This window comes from Pollutimonas subterranea (assembly GCF_002849655.1).
Lineage (GTDB): Bacteria > Pseudomonadota > Gammaproteobacteria > Burkholderiales > Burkholderiaceae_B > Pollutimonas > Pollutimonas subterranea.
In genome coordinates, this window is sequence record NZ_PDNW01000025.1 from 1 (window position 1) to 20,157 (window position 20,157).

Annotated in this window: 15 protein-coding genes; 6 read left to right on the forward strand and 9 right to left on the reverse strand. The window is 58.0% G+C overall.

Annotation, left to right across the window (positions count from 1 at the left end; all coding sequences use genetic code 11):
- Nucleotides 1–559 precede the first annotated feature (559 nt).
- From CR159_RS19450 to CR159_RS19470, 5 genes are all read right to left on the reverse strand, one after another.
- On the reverse strand, nt 560–1,027 hold the full coding sequence (locus CR159_RS19450) for a PaaI family thioesterase (RefSeq protein WP_102075614.1): 468 nt from the start codon (nt 1,025–1,027) through the stop codon (nt 560–562).
- Nucleotides 1,028–1,117: 90 nt separating this feature from the next.
- Nucleotides 1,118–2,110, reverse strand: a complete 993-nt coding sequence (locus tag CR159_RS19455; RefSeq protein WP_102075615.1) for a DUF808 domain-containing protein — start codon at nt 2,108–2,110, stop codon at nt 1,118–1,120.
- A 13-nt stretch (nt 2,111–2,123) separates the two neighbouring features.
- Nucleotides 2,124–3,644, reverse strand: coding sequence for an efflux transporter outer membrane subunit (locus CR159_RS19460; protein ID WP_102075616.1), 1,521 nt, complete (start codon nt 3,642–3,644; stop codon nt 2,124–2,126).
- Nucleotides 3,645–3,656: 12 nt separating this feature from the next.
- The gene (locus CR159_RS19465) at nt 3,657–6,842 is read right to left on the reverse strand and encodes an efflux RND transporter permease subunit (RefSeq protein ID WP_102075617.1); all 3,186 of its coding nucleotides are present in this window, start codon (nt 6,840–6,842) and stop codon (nt 3,657–3,659) included.
- A 15-nt stretch (nt 6,843–6,857) separates the two neighbouring features.
- The gene (locus CR159_RS19470) at nt 6,858–8,048 is read right to left on the reverse strand and encodes an efflux RND transporter periplasmic adaptor subunit (protein WP_102075618.1); all 1,191 of its coding nucleotides are present in this window, start codon (nt 8,046–8,048) and stop codon (nt 6,858–6,860) included.
- Between the two features lie 234 nt (nt 8,049–8,282).
- Here CR159_RS19470 and CR159_RS19475 point away from each other — a divergent pair, with 234 nt between their 5' ends.
- The 3 genes from CR159_RS19475 (at nt 8,283) to CR159_RS19485 (ending at nt 11,330) form a co-directional block, all read left to right on the forward strand.
- Nucleotides 8,283–9,299, forward strand: a complete 1,017-nt coding sequence (locus CR159_RS19475; protein WP_102075619.1) for a LysR family transcriptional regulator — start codon at nt 8,283–8,285, stop codon at nt 9,297–9,299.
- A 60-nt stretch (nt 9,300–9,359) separates the two neighbouring features.
- The gene (locus CR159_RS19480; RefSeq protein WP_102075620.1) at nt 9,360–10,766 is read left to right on the forward strand and encodes a UDP-glucose dehydrogenase family protein; all 1,407 of its coding nucleotides are present in this window, start codon (nt 9,360–9,362) and stop codon (nt 10,764–10,766) included.
- A gap of 69 nt (nt 10,767–10,835) precedes the next feature.
- Nucleotides 10,836–11,330: a DUF421 domain-containing protein gene (locus CR159_RS19485; protein WP_102075621.1), complete on the forward strand. Its 495-nt coding sequence runs from the start codon at nt 10,836–10,838 to the stop codon at nt 11,328–11,330.
- Here the strand turns inward: CR159_RS19485 and CR159_RS19490 are convergent.
- Genes CR159_RS19490 through CR159_RS19500 form a run of 3 tightly spaced genes read right to left on the reverse strand, consistent with a single transcriptional unit; the run spans nt 11,299 to nt 15,499 of the window.
- Nucleotides 11,299–14,049 carry an ATP-binding cassette domain-containing protein gene (locus CR159_RS19490; RefSeq protein WP_102075622.1) on the reverse strand — a complete coding sequence of 917 codons (2,751 nt, stop codon included), beginning with the start codon at nt 14,047–14,049 and terminating at the stop codon, nt 11,299–11,301. The genes CR159_RS19485 and CR159_RS19490 overlap by 32 nt on opposite strands.
- Nucleotides 14,050–14,070: 21 nt before the next feature.
- Nucleotides 14,071–14,961, reverse strand: coding sequence for a YihY/virulence factor BrkB family protein (locus CR159_RS19495; protein WP_102075623.1), 891 nt, complete (start codon nt 14,959–14,961; stop codon nt 14,071–14,073).
- Nucleotides 14,962–14,989: 28 nt separating this feature from the next.
- Nucleotides 14,990–15,499, reverse strand: coding sequence for a hypothetical protein (locus tag CR159_RS19500; protein ID WP_102075624.1), 510 nt, complete (start codon nt 15,497–15,499; stop codon nt 14,990–14,992).
- A 124-nt stretch (nt 15,500–15,623) separates the two neighbouring features.
- Between CR159_RS19500 and CR159_RS19505 the strand changes: the two genes are divergently transcribed.
- The gene (locus tag CR159_RS19505; RefSeq protein ID WP_102075625.1) at nt 15,624–16,913 is read left to right on the forward strand and encodes an MFS transporter; all 1,290 of its coding nucleotides are present in this window, start codon (nt 15,624–15,626) and stop codon (nt 16,911–16,913) included.
- A gap of 19 nt (nt 16,914–16,932) precedes the next feature.
- Here the strand turns inward: CR159_RS19505 and CR159_RS19510 are convergent, their stop codons facing one another.
- Nucleotides 16,933–17,841, reverse strand: a complete 909-nt coding sequence (locus tag CR159_RS19510; RefSeq protein ID WP_102075626.1) for a LysR family transcriptional regulator — start codon at nt 17,839–17,841, stop codon at nt 16,933–16,935.
- Between the two features lie 122 nt (nt 17,842–17,963).
- Between CR159_RS19510 and CR159_RS19515 the strand changes: the two genes are divergently transcribed.
- Nucleotides 17,964–19,040, forward strand: a complete 1,077-nt coding sequence (locus CR159_RS19515) for a tartrate dehydrogenase (RefSeq protein ID WP_102075627.1) — start codon at nt 17,964–17,966, stop codon at nt 19,038–19,040.
- Between the two features lie 29 nt (nt 19,041–19,069).
- Nucleotides 19,070–20,077, forward strand: a complete 1,008-nt coding sequence (locus tag CR159_RS19520) for a Bug family tripartite tricarboxylate transporter substrate binding protein (protein ID WP_439650585.1) — start codon at nt 19,070–19,072, stop codon at nt 20,075–20,077.
- Nucleotides 20,078–20,157 lie beyond the last annotated feature (80 nt).

Below are 20,157 nucleotides of genomic sequence, written 5' to 3' on the forward strand. Positions count from 1 at the left end.
GCCAACAGGCTTTTGGTTTCACTGCGCTTCGCCGTCTGCACCGCGGGTAAACCCTAGGTGTTGGAGCAGCGAAGAACGAAACTATAGCACAGGTATTTTGTGCCGCGCAAACGAAAAACGGGGAAATTAGCAGGAAAAACGAGGGCTGACGATCGAAGTTGGCGTAAGCCCTTGAAACAAAACGGTAAGATATTTTTAACCGGAATGAAATAATTTGGGGTCACTGGCCCTATGCACGAGAAAGACGAGGAAAATGGGCTGATTTAATGAACTCGGTCTCCGTAAATCGATGACAAGTGCATTTATCGTTGTCCAGCTGCTTCCGAATCCGACTTCTCTCTATATTGCTCCTTGTACATATAGAGAGATAAAGCGGCTTTCTTTCTATAGGACGAAGACAGCCCTGTCTATATATGGATAGGAAAAGTTCCGCCCTCTCTCGTCCTCTCTATATATGTACAGAGAGGACGCAACCTTGTCTATATATAGAGCGCGCAGTCAGCCCTGTATATATATAGAGAGAGATCCCCTATATATAGAGACCGCCGCCTCGAAGTTCCTAGGCCCGGTCGGCTGGCCTGTCGCGCACGCACATTAATGTCTGTTGTCCTACCGCGACCAACACGCGTTCCCCGGAATGAACGGCGAATACCTCGAGATGGCATATCGTCAAGGTGCGCCCCGAGCGGACCACCTTCCCGACTGCTTCCAGGTGATCGCCCCTGGCAGGAGCGATAAGATTGACTTTGAATTCCACCGTAAGCACCGAGCTTCCGGCAGGAAACAGGGTGAGCCCTGCAAAGCCCCCCGCTGTGTCGGCAATGGCACTGGTGCCGCCGGCGTGAAAATATCCATGCTGCTGCGTCAACTCATCGCGAAACGGCAACTTGATATGAACCTCGCCAGGTTCAATCGCGATAAGCGTTGCTCCCAAATGGCGCATCAAACCCTGGCGATCAAAACTGTCACGCACGCGCTTCTTCATATCGGCGGCGTCTTCCAAAGCCGGCTGTTCTTTTTGCGTCATCGGATGCTCCCCTTATATTATTAGTAGGCAGAGCGTATCAGGATTCCCCGGCCGAAAGCAAAAGCGCTTCCGCCACGCTGGTGGTGGAAATCAGTGAGGTGCCTCATTGGACCCACCGGACTTGTTCGATCTTCCCAGGATACGCTGCACCAGCTTTACAAGCACAAGAGCAATACCACCCGCTATGATCCCGACCAACGCGTTGATCAGGGTGGGTGCCACCCAATTAATCGTCGACCCCAGCGCGCCGGCCAACCCCGACGTGGCGGAATGGACGAGGTCATGCGAGTAGGTCTCGGCGCCTGGAATACCGTGCATGAGTATGCCGCCACCGACCAGGAACATGGCAATCGTCCCAACGATGGACAGTGTCTTCATTAGATAAGGCGCGACGGATAGAATCGCAACACCAACTCCGCGTGTGGCTTTGTGCAAGACACCATCGCCATGCCGTTGGCTAAGATATAGGCCAGCATCGTCCAACTTCACGACAGCAGCCACGAACCCGTACACACCGACAGTCATGATAAGCGCGACACTCGCCACAACCAGGGCCTGGGTACTAAACACTGCGCTGGCGACTGTGCCCAGCGTAATGGCGATGATTTCAGCCGACAGAATGAAGTCGGTGCGTATGGCGCCTTTGATCTTGGTCTCTTCCGGAGTGGGGCCGGACGTATCGAAGGCCTTAGTGATATCGGCGGGCGGCGGCGCCCCGGGAACCACCAAATGCGCTTTGTCTTGCGGATGCAGCAGACTATGCACCACCTTCTCGACACCTTCATAGCACAGGTATATGCCGCCCAGCATCAGCAATGGCGTAATTGCCTGAGGCACAAACGCGCTGATGGCAAGCGCGGCCGGCACAATGATCAACTTATTGACAAAGGAGCCCTTCGCCACCGCCCAGACAACTGGCAGCTCTCGCTTGGCCACCACACCGCTTACCTGTTGTGCGTTCAGTGCAATGTCGTCGCCGAGCACGCCCGCTGTTTTCTTACTCGCTGCTTTGGTCAGAAGCGCCACATCGTCCAACACACTGGCGATGTCATCCAGTAAGGTAAGTAAGCTGGCTCCAGCCATCGGCAGTCCTTATTCATTGATCGAACTTCGGACTGTACAACCGCGCCGTGTCAGTAGCGAGTGTCGTTACATCTGGAATAACCGGGTTCCAGCCCCCGCCTATTGCCCGAATCAGATTGACCGCCGCATGGGCCCTATCACCATACAGAAGCACTGCTGCGCGTTTTTGCTGAAGAACGGCCCGGTCGGCGTCGATCACATCAAGATAACTGGTGGAACCCTCGCGGTACTGAATCTGTGAAAGCTCCGCCGCCCGGGCGGCTGACTGCACAGCCGTATCCTGGACGTCGGTCTGCGAACCCAGAATGCGCAAGCTGGACAAATTATCCTCAACCTCCCGGAATGCGTTCAATACGGTCTGGCGGTATATAGCCACCTCTTCTTCGTATTCGGCGCGCGCGCGATCCAGGCCCGCCTGGCGTTGTCCGCCATCGAAAATAGGCAGTGACAACATCGTTCCCACGAAAGGCCCTAACAGGAATGCCCGGCTGGACCACTCGAACAAGTCGCTTAACTGCGAAGATTCGTATCCCCCAGTGCCGGTGATGTTCAAGCGCGGAAAAAATGCGGCCTTAGCAGCCCCTATCCGGGCATTTGCGGCCGCCATGGCGCGCTCGGCTGCTGCAATGTCGGGACGACGTTCCAGCAGCGACGAAGGTAATCCCGCCGGAATTCCCACCGCGACCGACTCCAGCGGTTGCGGCGCCAATTCAAAATTGGAGGGAGGCTTGCCCAGCAAGATGGCTAGGGCATGTTCGGCGATCGCCCGCTGGCGATCGACGCCCAGCGATTCAGACCGAGCGGAATCCAGTTCGGTGCGAGCGCGCGCCACATCAAGTTCGCTGATATCCCCTTCCGCGTAGCGACGCTCGATAAGTTCCAGCGTCTGTTTGCGCAGTTCCACCGTGTCGCGGTAGAGCGCTTTTTCCGCATCAAGCCGGCGAACCAGAAAGTACGCTTGAGCAACGTCTGCCTGCAATGCCAGCAGTACGGAACGAAATAACGCCTGGTATTGCTGCGCGCCGGCCGTCGCCGCATCGACCTGGGAAGCCACGCGCCCGAACAGATCTACCTCGTATGAGACACCTGCCTGCGCGCGCCATAACGTGAGTGGCGGATTGGAAGCATCTTCCGAAAGACCTTGAGACGCATTGGATGTCCGTTGCCGCGTGGGTCCAAAGCCCGCATCGACACGGGGAAAAAGTCCTGAGCGCGCATCTTTGGTCAGGGCGCGGGCCTGCGCCACTCGTGCCGCGGCCGCCTTCAAGTCCTGATTGGCCGCCATGGCCTGCTCTTCAAGCTCATCCAGACGAGCGTCATGGAAGACCGCCCACCAACGGCCACGTTCCAGGCTGTCGGAGGGTTGCGCTTCTTTCCATCGTTCGGCCGCCTCGGGCGACATGGAGGCTTCCTTGAACGCGGCGGGTACGTCAACGTCCGGACGCTGGTATTGGGGGCCGACTGCGCATCCAGCCAGCACCAGCACGGTGGCGCCAAGGCCAAGTGTGAATCGTAAAGACTTGTTCATGATCATTATTCCGTATTGTCAGTGTCCAGCGGTTGGCGCCGCTGCGGGGGCTTCGTGTGCGGTGGCAGAGTGCAGTTCGCCCTTGCCCATGGAACGCAGCAACACGTAGAACACCGGCGTAAGGAACAAACCGAACAAGGTCACTCCCAGCATGCCGAAGAACACGGCCACACCCATCGCATGGCGCATCTCGGATCCGGCTCCTGAAGACAGCACCAGCGGAACCACACCCATGATGAACGCGATCGAGGTCATGAGGATAGGCCGAAGACGCAGCCGGCTTGCCTCGATTGCGGCCTTCAGCGGAGTCGCGCCCTGCAATTCAAGCTCACGCGCAAATTCGACAATCAGGATGGCATTCTTGCAGGCCAGCCCCACGAGCACCATTAGTCCTATCTGCGTGAAAATATTGTTGTCGCCCCCGGTGAGCCACACTCCCCCGAGCGCCGCAAGAATGCTCATGGGCACAATAAGAATGACCGCCAGCGGCAAGGTCAGGCTTTCATACAAAGCCGCCAGCACCAGGAACACCAGCAGTACGCTGATGGGGAATATCCAGATGCCCGCATTGCCAGCCAGGATCTGCTGATAGGTCAGATCAGTCCATTCGAACTTGACCCCGCGCGGGAGTGTCTTGTCGGCGATGCGTTCCGCCGCGGCCTGCGCCTGGTCCGACGAATACCCCGGTGCCGGGCCACTATTGATGTCTGCTGCGGTATAGCCGTTATAGCGGACCACCATCTCGGGTCCGTAGGAAGGCGTAACCTTCACCAGCGAAGACAAGGGAACCATGTCGCCATCGCGATTTCGAGTCTTTAACTGGAGGATGTCTTCAGGTTGCGAGCGGTACGGCGCATCAGCTTGCGCTCTCACCTGATACACCCGGCCAAACCGGTTGAAATCGTTCACATACAGAGAGCCCAGGTAAATCTGCATGGTGTCGAAGACATCTGTCACCGGCACGCCCAATTGCTTTGCTTTTACCCTATCCAGGTCCACATCGAGCTGCGGCACATTGATTTGATAGCTGGAAAACGCGGGGCCCAATTCCGGCGTCTTGCGCGCCTCGGCAAGGAATGCCTGCACCGCCGCGTCGAGTTGCGCATAACCGATGGCGGCCCGGTCTTCGATCTGCAGCTTGAACCCCCCGACTGTTCCCAGCCCCATGACCGGTGGCGGCGGGAAAACGGCTATGTATGAATCGTTGATGGAAAGATACTTCTGGTTCAGTGCAGCGGCGATACCGTTGGCCGAGAGCTCCGAGTCGCCGCGCTCGTCGAAGGGTTTAAGCATCACGAACACAATCCCGGCACTGGAGCTGTTCGTAAATCCATTGATGGACAGTCCCGGAAAAGCAATGGCGCTTTCGACGCCTGGTTGCTCCAATGCGATATCGGTCATGCTGCGAATCACCTGCTCGGTCCGATCCAGGGATGCGCCGTTGGGCAATTGAGCAAAGCTGATGAGATACTGTTTATCTTGTGCCGGGACAAAACCGCCGGGCACGATATACGACACGCCCACCGTCATTGCGAGCAGTACGAGATACACACCCATCGACGACGCCTTGCGCGAAATGACGCCCGATACTCCCCGGGCATACTGATCCGACGATCGGGCAAAGAAGCCATTGAACCGCGAAAAAAAGCCGCCCAATAGCCGGTCCATGGAACGGGTCAGCCAGTCCGGCTTTTCATCGTGCCCCTTCAATAGCAATGCGGCCAGCGCCGGCGACAGCGTCAGGGAATTGAACGCTGAAATCACCGTAGAAATGGCTATCGTCATGGCGAACTGCTTGAAGAACTGCCCGGTTAGCCCTGTCATGAACGCAAGCGGCACGAAAACGGCGACCAGGGTCAATGCGATGGCCACAATAGGCCCACTGACCTCCCGCATGGCGCGATAGGTGGCATCCCGGGGAGACAATCCCTCCGCGATATTGCGCTCGACGTTTTCCACCACCACAATGGCGTCGTCCACCACAATACCTATGGCGAGCACCAGTCCGAAAAGAGACAGCGCATTAATGGTGTACCCGAAGGCCAACATCAAGGCAAAAGTGCCAACGATGGAAACCGGCACCGCGAGCAAGGGAATGATCGAGGCTCGCCAGGTCTGCAGGAAGATGATGACCACCAGCACGACCAGGGCAATGGCTTCTAGCAGCGTCACCACAACCGCCTTGATGCTCGCACGAACAAACTGCGTGGGGTCATAGGCGATGCGGCTTTCGACAGATGCCGGGAAGTCCGCGGAAAGTTCGTCCATGACCGCACGAACCTGGTCGGATACGGCAAGGGCGTTGGCACCGGGTGCCTGCATGATGCCTATGCCGACGGCCGACTCGTTATCGAGCAGGGATCGCAAGCCATATTCCGAGGCCGCAAGCTCTATGCGCGCCACGTCAGCCAGTCGCGTCACTCCTCCGTCAGATGACGTCTTGAGCACGATATCGGCGAACTCGGCCTCAGTGTGCAACCGTCCTTGTGTGTTGATTGAAAACTGCAAGGGCACATCCGGCAGGTTCGGCGAGGCGCCAATCACGCCCGCAGCCACCTGTACATTCTGTTCGCGTATGGCGGCGACCACGTCAGCGGCGGTGAGCCCGCGTTGCGCCACTTTTTGTGGGTTCAACCACACACGCATGGAGTAATTTCCACCACCCCACAGCTGCACCTCGCCTACCCCCTCGATACGAGCCAGCCGGTCCTTGACATTGAGAACCGCATAATTGCGCAGGTACGTCATGTCGTAGCGGCCGTCGGGAGAAACAAGATGCACGACCATTGTCAGCGTCGGAGAGCTCTTTACCGTGGTCACACCCAATCGCTGCACGTCTTCCGGCAATCGTGGCAATGCCTGCGACACGCGATTCTGCACCAACTGCTGCGCCTTGTCGGGATCCATGCCAAGGTTGAAGTGTATGGTCACAGCCAGGTTCCCATCGCTATTCGCCTGGGATTGCATATACAGCATTTCCTCGACGCCGTTGATGGACTCTTCCAGCGGGGCGGCGACCGTTTCGGCAATGACCTTGGGATTGGCGCCAGGATACTGGGCACGCACCACAACGGAGGGCGGGACGACTTCCGGATACTCGGAAATGGGCAGCTGAAACACAGCCAGTGCCCCTGCAAGCAGGATCAAGACCGACAACACTCCCGCGAAGATGGGCCGGTCGATAAAGAACTTGGAGATATTCATGAGAGTCCAGTCGGTTCAGGAGTTATCGGCGGAGTTGGAGGCGAGCTTTGGAGGTTCAGTCGCCAGCGCCGGCCTGGGGGCCACCACATCGCCTGGCCGGATGCGCTGCAACCCATTGACAACGATGCGCTCCCCAGCTTTCAAGCCGGTTTCAACCACGCTCCGTCCCTTGCGGCTGGTACCCAGATGGACCTCCCGGTATGCCGTCTTGTTGCTTTCATCCACGACCACGACGAAACGCTTGTTCTGGTCAGTGCCGATTGCGCGATCATCGATCAGCACGGCCTCATGCGGAGCACTTCCGCCCAAGCGGATACGCGCGTACAGACCCGGCACCAGGGAGCCATCAGGATTGTCGAACACCGCACGCACCCGTATGGTTCCTGATGACGTGTCCATCGTGTTGTCGATAGAGGCGAGTTTTCCAGGCCGCGGATGGTTTTCCTCGTTAGCCAGACCGAGATATACAGGTACTTCGCGATCCCCCGAAACCCTGGCCGGATTCACGACCTTCAGGAAGCTTTGTTCGTCAACGTCAAACGAGGCATAAAGCCGCGATACCGAAACCAGCGAGGTCAAGGGCACCGATCCTGCTCCCGCTGCCACGACATTGCCCGGCGTCACTTCCGCTCGGGACACTCGTCCGGAAATCGGTGCGAGTATCCGCGTATGCTCCAGGTTCAGCCGCGCCGATTCCAGCGTCGCCTCGGCCGCCTGCAGATCGGCTACCGCACGTCGCGAGGCATTGCGCTTCTCTTCATAGTCGCGCCGGGCGATGGCGTTGTTATCCAGCAAGCGTTTTCCTCTTGCCAGATCGGAGCCTGTATATGCAACACGGGCCTCTGCGGAAACCACCAGCGCTTTGGCGTGATCCACGGCGGCTTGATACGGCCGGGGATCTATGGTGAACAACACATCGCCTTTCTTGACCAGGCTACCGTCGGTGAAATGAACGGTCGTCAAGGTACCAGACACCAAGGGTCGGACGACGACCTGGTCGACCGCCTCAAGCCGGCCTGAATAATCGTGCCAGTCAGTAATGGTTTGACTTTCGACCGTCGCAACGTCCACGGCGGCCGCGGGTACAGGAGGAGACGCTGCGGACTCTTGGGCGGTACCCGCGTAAACACGAAGTACTGCAATACCTCCAATCAGGGCCGCGGTGGCAATGGCCAGCACGGCGTATCGCTTGCGTAGAAAAAACATGGTAGTCCTCGTGTTGCTTGGCAATGCCTGGCACAGGAAGAAGTCGGCGAGGATACGCAACTTTCTTGTGCGGAGCATATGAATTCTGAAAAAGAGCGAGTATTATTTACTTTTCGCGGAAACGGATAAATACCTCCTTTCCGTCTTCACTATTCGAGAACTCCCAACAATGCAGTCAGCGTCCGTGTCATGAACACCCGCACTCTGGTTGCGACACCGCATTAAGGAAACGCCATGGACCGCTTCCAGGCCATGCAGGTCTTTACACGAGTAGTGGACGCGAACAGCTTTACGCTGGCCGCGGACACACTCGGTCTACCCCGCGCCACCGTGACGACCACCATCCAGGGGCTGGAGCGGCTGCTGAAGGTGCGATTGCTGAATCGCACCACGCGCCGCCTGAGCCTTACGCCGGATGGCGCGGCGTATTACGACCACTGCGTACGAATACTCGCCGACATAGAAGACGCGGAGGCATCGTTTCTTGATGTGACGCGAGGACCGAAAGGTCGATTGCGCATCGATACGCCGCCGTCCATCGGGCGACTGATATTGCTGCCCGCCTTATGCGAATTTCATAGCCGCTATCCCGACATCGAGCTAGCGATCGGCATGAGCGACCGGCCCGTCGACATGGTCCAGGAAGCCGTCGACTGCGTGATCAGGGTGGGCGAACTGCGGGATTCGAGCATGGTCGCAAAGCGCATCGGCACATTCGAAAGCATCACCTGTGCCGCCCCGTCCTATCTGGAGCGCTACGGGGAACCGCAAACCATAAACGAACTGGATAAGCACCTCGCCGTCCATTATTTTTCGGGGCGCAGCAGCAAAAATATAGATTGGAGTTTCACGGTAGACGGGCAGGTGAAGGAAGTGGCCGTTAAAGGTGCCGTATCGGTCAATGATGCAGAAGCCTATGTGACCTGCGGACTGAAGGGATTTGGCATCATCCAGCCAGCCCGATATATGGTTGCGGCGCATTTGGAATCCGGCGCGCTGCGCGAGATTCTGCCGGCCTGGAAACCGCAATCGATGCCGATCTCCGCGGTCTATCTGCACAACCGCCACCTATCACCCAAAGTCCGGGTTTTTGTAGACTGGATAAGTGAACTGTTCCAGCGCTGCCCGTTGCTGGGCACATGCGCTTCCGACATGGCCGGCACAGAAGAATGCCGGTTCGCGGGCCGCGTTGCGCCCCACACAATACGGGAAATCATGGAACGCGAACCTGTGAAGGAAAGTATCTTCTGACGGGCATAGCGATTGCTCCCACCCGCACAGACAGCCCCCTGTCGCGAATTAGGAGCATTCATGAACATAGCGATAATCGGCACAGGTTATGTAGGCCTGGTTACCGGCGCATGCCTTGCGGAATCAGGAAACAGCGTCATATGTATCGACAACGATGAACAGAAAATCGCCGGACTCCGCGCCGGCACTGTGCCGTTTCATGAACCGCTGCTCGATGCGGTTGTCCTGCAGGCCGGCAGACAAGGGAATCTTCAGTTCACAACGCGCCTGGACGAAGGCACACGTCTCGCAGACATCGTATTTCTGGCGCTGGGCACGCCGACAGGCAGCGACGGCAATGCCGACATCGGTCCTTTGCTGCAATGTGCACATGAGCTTGCAGAAATCCTTGATCATGATTGTCTTGTGGTTGTCAAATCGACTGTCCCACCGGGAACTTGTGAAGATATCCAGGCGCTTTTCGATACGATGCTCGGGCGCCGTGCTGCGGGCTGCGCGGTCAAAGTGGCTTCCAATCCCGAATTCCTTGCCGAGGGCAGCGCCGTCACCGACTTTCGACTACCAGCCCGCATCGTGGTGGGTACATCGGACGACGCCGATGCGGAAACACTCAAGCAGCTTTATGCACCCTTCGACCCCGACGGCACGCGCCTCATCGAGATGAACCTGCGCTCTGCGGAGTTTGCGAAGTATGCATGCAATGCCATGCTGGCGGCGCGCATTTCCTTGATCAACGAGCTTGCCAATATCGCGGGCCCTCTGGGCGCCGATATCGGTCCGGTGTGCCAAGTGTTGAAGTCGGACCCAAGAATCGGGCCGCGCTATCTGGAACCTGGCGCGGGCTACGGCGGGTCCTGCCTCCCCAAAGACCTGCGGGCGCTTATTCGCATGGCCGGGGACAAGGGCGAAACGGCGCCCATGCTCCATAGCATCGAAGAAGTGAATCGCCGCCAGGTAGGACTCGTTTTCAATGCGATAGAGAAATATTTCTGGGGACGTTTCCAAGGACGCTGCGTTGCCGTGTGGGGACTTGCCTTCAAGGCGGGAACAGACGACATTCGAGAGTCGCCCAGCCTGGCGCTGATTCGAGCCCTTCTTGACGCCGGCGCGCAGGTACGCGCCTACGATCCCATTGCGGAACCCGCCGTCGAGTCATCATTCACGCATCCCGGCCTGGTCCTTGCGGACAGTGCCGAACAAGCGTGCCTGGATGCCGACGTGCTCGTCGTGATGACCGAATGGGAGGAGTTCATGACGCCCGATTTCAGGTGGCTGGCGTCCACGCTTCGATCGCCAGCCATCTTCGATGCGCGAAATCTTTACCAGGATAAGGATTTGAAGTCCCTGGGCCTTCGTCATTATCAGCCGGGACGAACATTCCCGGCACACTCCATGCTCAAGACGGTATGGCCTCAAGCGCCATTATTAAGGGACGATATACCGCAGGCCCGGCAGCAACATGCATGATCGCGGATAAACAAGAAAAGCATCGCCAGCTTCGGAAGCTCCGGCGCTCAATAACAATGGGAGCACACCATGGATGTGGAATGGAGTTCACTGTTCGAGTTGACCATCCCGCCGCTGGAAATTATTGTCCGCGGCAGCTTGGTCTATTGGTTCATTTTCCTGCTTCTGCGCATGGCCGGCAGACGTGACCTGGGTTCCATCGGTATATCGAGCATACTGTTGCTGGTGTTGATGGCCGACGCGGCCCAGAATGCGATGGCCGCCGAGTACAAATCGGTAGGCGAAGGCATGATTCTCATTGCTACCCTGGTGTTCTGGAGCGTACTGGTCGACCGGATAAGCTATTTCATTCCCGCGTCCCGGCCGCTGCTTGCGCCGGATCGAATATGCCTGATCAAGGACGGCGTCATGCAAAAGCGCGGGATGCGCAAGGAGCATGTGACCGAAGATGAGCTGATGTCGGAACTCCGGTTGAAAGGCATCGATGACATTGCCAAAGTCCGGCGTGCATATATCGAGGAAGCGGGTGACATCAGCGTACTGGCTTATCGGGAGAAATCCTGACACGTGTCACCGCCAGAATAGTCGCCAGCAATTCCCGGGGGTCCACCGGCTTGCCCACATGCACCTGGAATCCCGCCAGCAATGCGCGCAAACGATCTTCCCTTTCGCTATAGCCGGACAGCGCAATTGCCGGCAACCGTTCCGCCAGGGATGAACCACGTTGCGCCTCGAGCTTGCGTATGTCGGTAATCACTTGGTATCCGTCCGGTTCGCCCAGGGATATATCGCATACCAATACATCGGGCCATAGTGGCCGCGCACTTTCGTGCAATCGCGACAACAGGGAGACGCCGGAATCGAATAGTTCGGCCTGCGCTCCGTGATCTTCAAGGACAGCCGCCAGCAGCTCCCTGGCCTCCTGTTGGTCATCGGCAATGAAAATACGGATTCCTTCCAGGACGTGATCCTGCTCCGGCGCAGCCGGCGTCGGCGGCGCCAGCGATGCAACAGCCCGTAGCGGCAAGCGGATGGAAAACGTCATCCCGGAACCGTCTCTTGCCGGCCTCATGTCAAAACTGCCGCCCATTTGCTCCAGTATCGCGGTCACCTGCAGGGGATCCAGCAAATGCGCCACCCTCACCAGCTGCACATCATCCACCGTGCTTGGGACCGCATCGGGCGCGGACAAGCGTCCATCGGTCACTGAAATCAGCGCTAATCCTTCCGAACGCTCCAGCCGCAACTCAAGGCGTCCGCCCGGCGGCGTGAAGCCAATCGCGTTCTCCAGCAGATCGCACACGAGTTGCTGCAAAGCGCTGGGGTCGCCGGTGACGCGCATCGTATCCGTACTGATAAGTGGATACAGGACTATGCCTTGCGCTTCACTGGCCGGACGCATCGCGTCCAGTACGCCAGCCACCAAAGTCACCAGGTTCACCGGCTGGGCGGTCAATCGCGAACCCGATTCATCCAGTTCGCTTTGCTGGCGTTGCAGGCTCCACATCTGGGCGTACAAGCCTTTGGCGCGCAGCAACTCGCCGTGTGAACCGCGCTCGACAATGCGACCATGGTCCATGACCAGTATCATGTCGGCGGCCACTATCGTTGACAACCTATGGGCAATGATCAGGGTGCTACGGCCTTGCGCAAGGCGATCAAGCTCCTCCTGGATGGCGCGCTCGGTGCGCGTATCCAGGGCGGACGTCGCTTCGTCGAACACGAGCAGGGGCGGGTTCTTTAGCACCGCCCTGGCAATGGCGATGCGCTGTCGCTCTCCACCCGAGAGCTTCACCCCACGTTCGCCCACCAGGGTGTCATATTGGGCTGGCAAGCTTTGGATCAGCTCGTGAATCCGCGCAGCTTTGGCCGCCTCGATGACATCCGCCGGTGTGGCCCCTGCCCTGCCATAGGCGATGTTATAGGCAATCGTATTATTGAACAGCGCAGAATCCTGGGGTACCACGCCTATCATCGAGCGCAGGCTTTTATGGCTGACCGACCGGACATCCTGGCCATCCACTTTCACACTGCCGCCATCGACATCATAGAAATGCAAGAGCAAGCGGGCTAATGTGGATTTGCCCGATCCGCTGCCTCCCACTACTGCAACGGTCGCACCCGGCTCAATGCGAAAGTCCACCCCATGAAGTATCTGGCGGCCAGGTTCGTACGAAAAGTCGACGTTTGAGAACTCGACGGCGCCACCGCGAAAATGCAGTTCAGGCAGGGCTTCGGCGGGATCCGATTCCGGCGGATAGCGCAACAGCTCCGACATTCTTTCCGCATTGATCAGCGCTTCACGCGCCTGGCGGAAGCTCAAGCCCAGCGTATTCAAGGGCAAGCATACTTGTATGACATAGGCATTGACCAGTATCAGGTCGCCGACAGTCATGTTTGCGTTAACGACTTCTTGACCGGCCAATAACATGATCGCCGCAACCCCGAACGCAATAATCCCGCTCTGTCCGACATGCAGGACCGACAAGGCGCGCTGGTTATCGACGCCTATGCCTATCCATCTCTTCATGATGTCGCGCAGGCGTTGCGATTCGACGTGATCGGCGGCATAGAACTTGACGGTTTCATAATTGAGCAGGCTGTCGACCAAATGCCCATTCGCTGCCGAATCGAGGTCATTCAACTGCCGCAGGTACAGCGTCCGCCTTTCAGTAAACACCACGGTAAATATCGCGTAAACGACGAACGTGACCAGTACGATGGCGGCAAACCCGAATCGATAGGCCATCATCATGATGGCGACCACCGAAACGATCTCAATGAGCGTGGGCAATACAGTAAAAAGCGCAGTGCCCAATAAAAAACCGACCCCTGTCGTTCCCCTTTCGACGTCGCGCGACAGCGCGCCTGCCTGCCGGCCGCCAAGGAACTTTACGCCAAGGCTGTGAAGATGGTCGAACATCCGCACGGTAAAGTCGGAAACTGCCGTCTGGGTGACGCGCGCAAACGCCAAATCCCGCAACTCCGTGAACAAGCCGGAAGAGAAGCGCAGCAGGGCATAGCCTATCAAGAGAAAAACCGGCAAGGTCAAGGTTGTAGTGCTTGAATCCAGGACATCGACGATGCGCTTGAGGGCGACCGGCACCAGAACTGCGAACAGCTTTGCCAGGATCAGCAAGGCCAAGGCCGCCCCCACGCGCCGCCTGAATCGCCACAAGACCCGACCTACGGTCTTGAAAATTTCGCGGCGTGCAAACGTCGAAGCGCCCGTATCGCCGATCCCCGGTCGGGTCGATGGCGGACTGTTAACCAAGTCTTCCATGACAATCCTCAAGCATTGAATTTACGGCGGCATCATATCGGCGCCCTTCTCTGCTTTCTTCTCAACGGTTACGCGCGATCCGTGCCGACGCGCGTAGATCCAGGTGAACTCGGCGCCCAGCAGAAATACCTGGGCGGCGTAGTACACCCAGATCAGCAGGATAACCAGGGAGCCTGCCGCCGTCAGCGAGGAAATGGTCGAGCTTTTACCCACATACAGGGCAATGAGAGTCTTACCGACTTCGAAAAGGATGGCGGTCACCAATGCGCCCACCCATACATCGCGCCAGGCTATCTTTGCCTGCGGCATGAATTTATAGATCATGGCAAAGAGCACAGTAGCGATGCCCAGTGAAACGACCGCGTTGATGACCTGCAGCAGTAGCTCCCACCCAGGGAACAATCCAGTGGTCCACTGGCCAAACGCCGCCAGAGCGGCGCTGAGAATCAGGGATACGATCAGCAGGAACGCCAAGCCCAGAACAAGGCCGAAAGAAAGCAGGCGCGCGCGCAGGGTCGCCAATATGCCGGACTTGGCCGTCGCCGGTACCTCCCAAATACGATCCAGCGCGCTTTGCAATTCGGCGAATACGGTAGTTGAACCTACGACCAGCACTATCACGCTGAAGAGCGTGGCGGTAATGCCTTGCGCCGGTTTATCGGCGCTCTCGATCAGATTCTGCACACCCGATGCGCTGTCAGGTCCGACCATGCCTCCGATCTGGCGGACGATTTCCCCGCGTACCGCATCTTCACCCCAGACAAAGCCGGCGACCGCAATGACTATGACCAGCAAAGGCGCAATCGAAAAAGTCGTATAGAAAGCAATGGCCGCACCCATGCTCGGGGCACCATCCTCCAGCCAGGCTGTCACGGACTCTTTGCCTAAATGAAAGAATTCCTTTACACGCATCGTGCAGCTCCTGGTAGCGCGTTTGCCATCATGGGTTGCTCAGATCAGGCGCATCCCGGCGCTCCAAAGCGCGCGCCTTGGAGACGGCTTTCAGGCAATGAGCGACAGTCGCGGCAAACGCTTCGTCATACCACGGATTGGCGCCGCTGACGCCCACGACGATGCCGTCAATGTGCACACCGCCCCAGATCCCGCAGTCGCCTTTGTGCAAAAGATGCGGCAGGACATGGCGCACGGTATGGCCATCGCGACCCGTGCGCCAGCAAACCTTCGCCTTGTCACGAGCAAAGCGGGCATAATCGGCATCCCATTTGGCCCGGTCACCGATGGCATGTTCATAGAGGATCGCATCGTCGAATTCGCTGGTCGATGGGTCGAGCCCGGGGTCCATGATTACGATGTAAAGGAAACCGCTATCCCCGACAGCGGCATTTCGTATGCCCTGCTCGAGCATTGGAAGGGCAAGGTTTACGGCCTGCCTGGCCGCATCCCGGTCCGCAAAATGACTGCCTGGAGCTGGCTGCCGCTCTGTATTCATCAACCTCGCTCTCCTTTCGCCGTTTGATTTCGGCACTGGCTGCAGCACAGCAAGCCGCATGCCGAGTCCGACGCGCAGAAAGGAAAGCTACACAAATTCATCGCTATCGTGTTCAATATGCTCCATGCATCCCGACACAGCCTCCCCGCGCCAGAACGATAATGCCGAAACGCCCTATGCCTGGGTCCGACTGATCGTGTCTCTTCTACTCATGACCATCGGCGGATCGGGCATGTACTCGGTCACTGTCGTGCTGCCGCAGATCCAGGCCGAATTCGATGTGAGCCGCGCCGACGCGTCACTGCCGTATACGCTCACGATGGTGGGCTTTGGACTGGGCGGTATCCTGATGGGCCGGCTTTCGGACCGGTTCGGCGTGGTTACTCCAATCGTTATCGGCACCTTGGGACTGAGCTTCGGCTTTGTGATGGCCGGCCTATCGACCAGCCTTTGGCAATTCGTGCTGGTGCAAGGACTGTTTATTGGACTGCTGGGCACGGCGGCCACCTTTGCACCCTTGGTGGCCGATACCTCACAGTGGTTCACCAAGCGTCGCGGGATCGCCATCGCCATATGCATGAGCGGCAACTATCTGGCCGGCGCCGTCTGGCCTCCCATAATGCAATATTTCATCGATACGTCGGGATGGCGCTATACCTATATTGGTATCGGTGTATTTTGCCTGGCATCCATGCTGCCTCTAGCCCTGGTGTATCGCAGGCGCCCTTCTTCTGTGACCGCCGCAACCACTCCAGGTCCGGGCAAGAATGCACGGTTCGCGATAGAAGCGGCCCGTTCGGATCCCAACCGGCCTCTCGGGTTCAGTCCGACGGCCTTGCAAGGTCTGCTGTGCGTCGCCGGCGTCGCCTGTTGCGTTGCAATGGCAATGCCGCAAGTGCATATCGTCGCTTACTGTGGCGACTTGGGCTTCGGTGCGGCGCGTGGTGCCGAGATGCTGGCCCTCATGCTGGGCTTGGGAATCGTCAGCCGACTTGTTTCCGGATGGCTGTCCGACCACATAGGGGGACTGCGCACCTTGCTGCTCGGTTCGCTGCTGCAAGGTGTCGCGCTCATCATGTTCCTGAACAACAACGGATTAGTTTCGTTGTACGTCATCTCGGCGCTATTTGGCTTGTTCCAGGGCGGAATCGTCCCTTCCTATGCCTTGATCGTGCGTGAATACTTCACGCCAAAAGAAGCAGGCGCCCGCGTGGGCACCGTGCTTATGGCGACGTTGTTCGGGATGGCGCTGGGCGGATGGATGTCTGGCGCCATTTACGATCTTACCGGTTCTTATCAGGCGGCCTTCGTCAACGGCATCGTATGGAACCTGGTTAACCTAAGCATTGTCGGTTTTCTGTTGTACCGTGCAAAGCGCGGCGCTGGTGTCATCAACTTGCCGGTCCGCGCATAGGCCCTTGCTTTGGCCCATGTCAGCGCTCGAAAGATTGCGCCATGAAATCCACGAAAGCGCGCACGCGCGCGGAATGCTGACGGCCCTGCGGGTATATCGCATAGATGTCGGCGTCGGGGGTTTGATAATCAGTCAGCACTTGCACCAGTCGTCCGCTGTTCAAATAGCGCGAAATATCCCATTCCGCGCGCATCAATATTCCATGGCCGTCCAGCGCCCAATTGACAGCGGCTTCTCCGTCATTGGTTCGTAGTGTGCCGTGAACACGGACCGTCTCGGTCTTGCGCGACGTTCCCACACCCGTAGTCAGCCGCCAGACTCCGTAGGCTTCATCGCCCTGCTGTATGCCTATGCAATTATGCTTGGAGAGGTCTGCAGGAGTGCATGGCGATCCATGCTTTGCCAGATAAGCTTGCGAAGCACACAGCAGGCGGCGGTTCGCGGTCAGGCGCCTTGCAATGACCCGGGCCTCGGGCGGCTCGCCGAACCGGATGCCCACATCGAAGGCATCGTCACTGAATGCCGGCGGATCGACCGACAGCTGGAGCTGCACTTCGATTTCGGGGTATTCGCGCATGAATCGTGAAATGGCCGGTGCCACGTACCGGCGGCCGAAGCCCGGTGTCGCATTCACTCGCAACAAGCCCCGGGGCGCCGCCCGGGACCCCGCCAGCGATTGCTCCATGTCGTCAATCTCGGCCAGTATGCGCCGTGCACGAAGCAGGTATAGCTCGCCCTCGGGTGTCAAATGCATCCGACGGGTGGTTCGCGTGACTAGGGAGACACCCAGACGAGCCTCCATCTGCGCCAGTCGTTTACTGACGGCAGGCGTGGTGATTCCGAGCTTGCGCGCCGCCGCACTAAGCGCCCCGCAGGAAGCCAATATCGAGAAGAAAGCCAGTTCTGAAGGATGGATGGTTGAACTCATAGTTTTTTGCTTGCCGCCATTGTTAACTGAAGGTTAACAGTGGTTTCACCGCAGGTCTCATATTTTGCCGTCGTTTGTTCTTATAGTGTTCGATATCACAAAGCATTCCGATGGAGCATTCAATGAAAACGTACCGTATCGCCACCATTCCCGGAGACGGCATAGGAAAGGAAGTCATACCGGCTGGCCAGCAATTGCTGGAAACGCTCGCCAGTACTGACTCGTCCTTTTCCTTTGAGTTTGAAAATTTTGCGTGGGGCGGCGACTACTATCGCGAGCACGGCGTGATGATGCCGGACGACGGCCTGGATGCCTTGCGCAATAAGGATGCGATCCTGTTTGGATCCGCCGGCGACCCGCACATTCCCGATCACATTACCCTTTGGGGACTACGCCTGAAGATATGCCAGGGCTTTGATCAATACGCCAATGTCAGGCCGACCCGCATTCTGCCAGGGATCGACGCTCCGCTGAAACGCTGCGAAACCGGTGACCTTGACTGGGTCATCGTGCGCGAGAACTCGGAAGGCGAATATTCAGGTGTGGGCGGACGCGTCCATCAGGGCCAGCCCATCGAAGCGGCCACAGACGTATCCATCATGACACGGGCCGGTGTGGAGCGCATCATGCGTTTCGCCTTCAAGCTTGCCCAGTCGCGCCCGCGCAAGCTCCTGACAGTCATTACCAAGTCCAACGCACAACGCCATGCGATGGTGATGTGGGATGAGATTGCACGCGAAGTATCGGTGAAGTTCCCGGATGTCACCTGGGACAAGGAACTGGTCGATGCCGCAACGGCGCGTATGGTAAACCGCCCGGCAACGCTGGACACGATCGTCGCCACCAATTTGCACGCCGACATACTGAGCGACCTCGCGGCAGCCCTGGCCGGGAGCCTGGGTATCGCACCGACGGGAAACATCGATCCCGAACGCCGTTATCCGTCCATGTTCGAACCCATCCACGGGTCAGCCTTCGACATCATGGGCAAGGGGCTCGCCAATCCGGTGGGCACTTTCTGGTCGGTAGTCATGCTGCTGGAGCACCTGGGAGAAACCGCTGCGGCGCGCCGCACGATGCAAGCCATCGAACGCATTACATCCGATCCCGCGCTGCATACCGGCGATCTTGGCGGCAAGGCGCGCACCGACGACGTTACGCGAGCCATGTGCCAGCAAATAGTCAGCGGGACAACTTAAGAAAGTATTTACACAACGGAGACAACGCCATGAAAAGCAGACGACTTACAACTGCAGGCATGCAAGTTATCAATTACACGATGCTAGCGGCAGGAGTGCTTGCGACAACTTTACTGAGCGGCGGGGCGGCGGCCCAAGGCTGGCCGACCAAACCTGTGAGCCTGGTCGTACCGTTTGCCGCAGGCGGCACGACCGATGTTCTCGCCCGGGCCCTGGGTGACAAGCTGTCAGCTTCGCTGGGTCAACCCGTCATCGTTGAAAACAAGCCAGGCGCGGGCTCCACACTTGGCGCCGATATCGTGGCACGTGCCAAGCCGGATGGTTACACCTTGCTGATGGGTGCCGTGCATCACACCATAGCCAGCAGCGTCTATAAAAATCTTTCCTATGACTTTCAGAAAAGCTTTGAGCCCGTCACCACGGTTGCGCTCGTGCCCAATGTCCTGGTCATCAATGCGGCAAACACCGATGCCAGCACGCCTGCCGAGCTCGTGGCATTGGCCAAGAAGGCCACACAAAGCATGGCCTTCGGGTCAAATGGCTATGGAACCTTGCAACACCTGATCGGCACGCAGTTCGCCACACAAAACGGGATAGAACTGCTGCACGTGCCTTACAAAGGCAGCGGCCCGTTAACGACGGACTTGCTCGGTGGCCAGGTCGCCATGTCGTTTGATACGGTTACTCCTGTATTGCCCCATATACAAAGCGGCAAGTTGCGCGCCTTGGGCGTGACAACCGCCAAGCGCTCTTCCGCCTTGCCGGATACGCCGACCTTGAACGAAGCCGGCTTGAAGGATTTTGACTTGGGGACCTGGTTTGGCGTACTGGCGCCGGCCGGTACACCGGAGGACGTACTGGACAAACTGAATCAGGAAATGGTCAAGGTTATTCATTCGCCCGATTTTCGGGATCGCATGGCCAAGATCGGCGCAGAGTCCATAGGCAATACACGCAACGAAATGGCCAAGCAAATCGATGACGACACCAAGCGGTTCGCCAAAATCATCAAAGAAGCCAACATAACTGTCAATTAATCGACCTTGATCCCAGTGAACCAAGGCGCCGGACCGCTGCGGTCCGGCAGCCGGCTGCGGAACCACTGCATGCATATACA

Bases quoted from the DNA above. Each gene is read 5' to 3' on its own strand.
- CR159_RS19450 (WP_102075614.1), bottom strand. From the start codon at position 1,027: ATGACGCAAAAAGAACAGCCGGCTTTGGAAGACGCCGCCGATATGAAG.
- CR159_RS19455 (WP_102075615.1), bottom strand. From the start codon at position 2,110: ATGGCTGGAGCCAGCTTACTTACCTTACTGGATGACATCGCCAGTGTG.
- CR159_RS19460 (WP_102075616.1), bottom strand. From the start codon at position 3,644: ATGATCATGAACAAGTCTTTACGATTCACACTTGGCCTTGGCGCCACC.
- CR159_RS19465 (WP_102075617.1), bottom strand. From the start codon at position 6,842: ATGAATATCTCCAAGTTCTTTATCGACCGGCCCATCTTCGCGGGAGTG.
- CR159_RS19470 (WP_102075618.1), bottom strand. From the start codon at position 8,048: ATGTTTTTTCTACGCAAGCGATACGCCGTGCTGGCCATTGCCACCGCG.
- CR159_RS19475 (WP_102075619.1), top strand. From the start codon at position 8,283: ATGGACCGCTTCCAGGCCATGCAGGTCTTTACACGAGTAGTGGACGCG.
- CR159_RS19480 (WP_102075620.1), top strand. From the start codon at position 9,360: ATGAACATAGCGATAATCGGCACAGGTTATGTAGGCCTGGTTACCGGC.
- CR159_RS19485 (WP_102075621.1), top strand. From the start codon at position 10,836: ATGGATGTGGAATGGAGTTCACTGTTCGAGTTGACCATCCCGCCGCTG.
- CR159_RS19490 (WP_102075622.1), bottom strand. From the start codon at position 14,049: ATGGAAGACTTGGTTAACAGTCCGCCATCGACCCGACCGGGGATCGGC.
- CR159_RS19495 (WP_102075623.1), bottom strand. From the start codon at position 14,961: ATGCGTGTAAAGGAATTCTTTCATTTAGGCAAAGAGTCCGTGACAGCC.
- CR159_RS19500 (WP_102075624.1), bottom strand. From the start codon at position 15,499: ATGAATACAGAGCGGCAGCCAGCTCCAGGCAGTCATTTTGCGGACCGG.
- CR159_RS19505 (WP_102075625.1), top strand. From the start codon at position 15,624: ATGCATCCCGACACAGCCTCCCCGCGCCAGAACGATAATGCCGAAACG.
- CR159_RS19510 (WP_102075626.1), bottom strand. From the start codon at position 17,841: ATGAGTTCAACCATCCATCCTTCAGAACTGGCTTTCTTCTCGATATTG.
- CR159_RS19515 (WP_102075627.1), top strand. From the start codon at position 17,964: ATGAAAACGTACCGTATCGCCACCATTCCCGGAGACGGCATAGGAAAG.
- CR159_RS19520 (WP_439650585.1), top strand. From the start codon at position 19,070: ATGAAAAGCAGACGACTTACAACTGCAGGCATGCAAGTTATCAATTAC.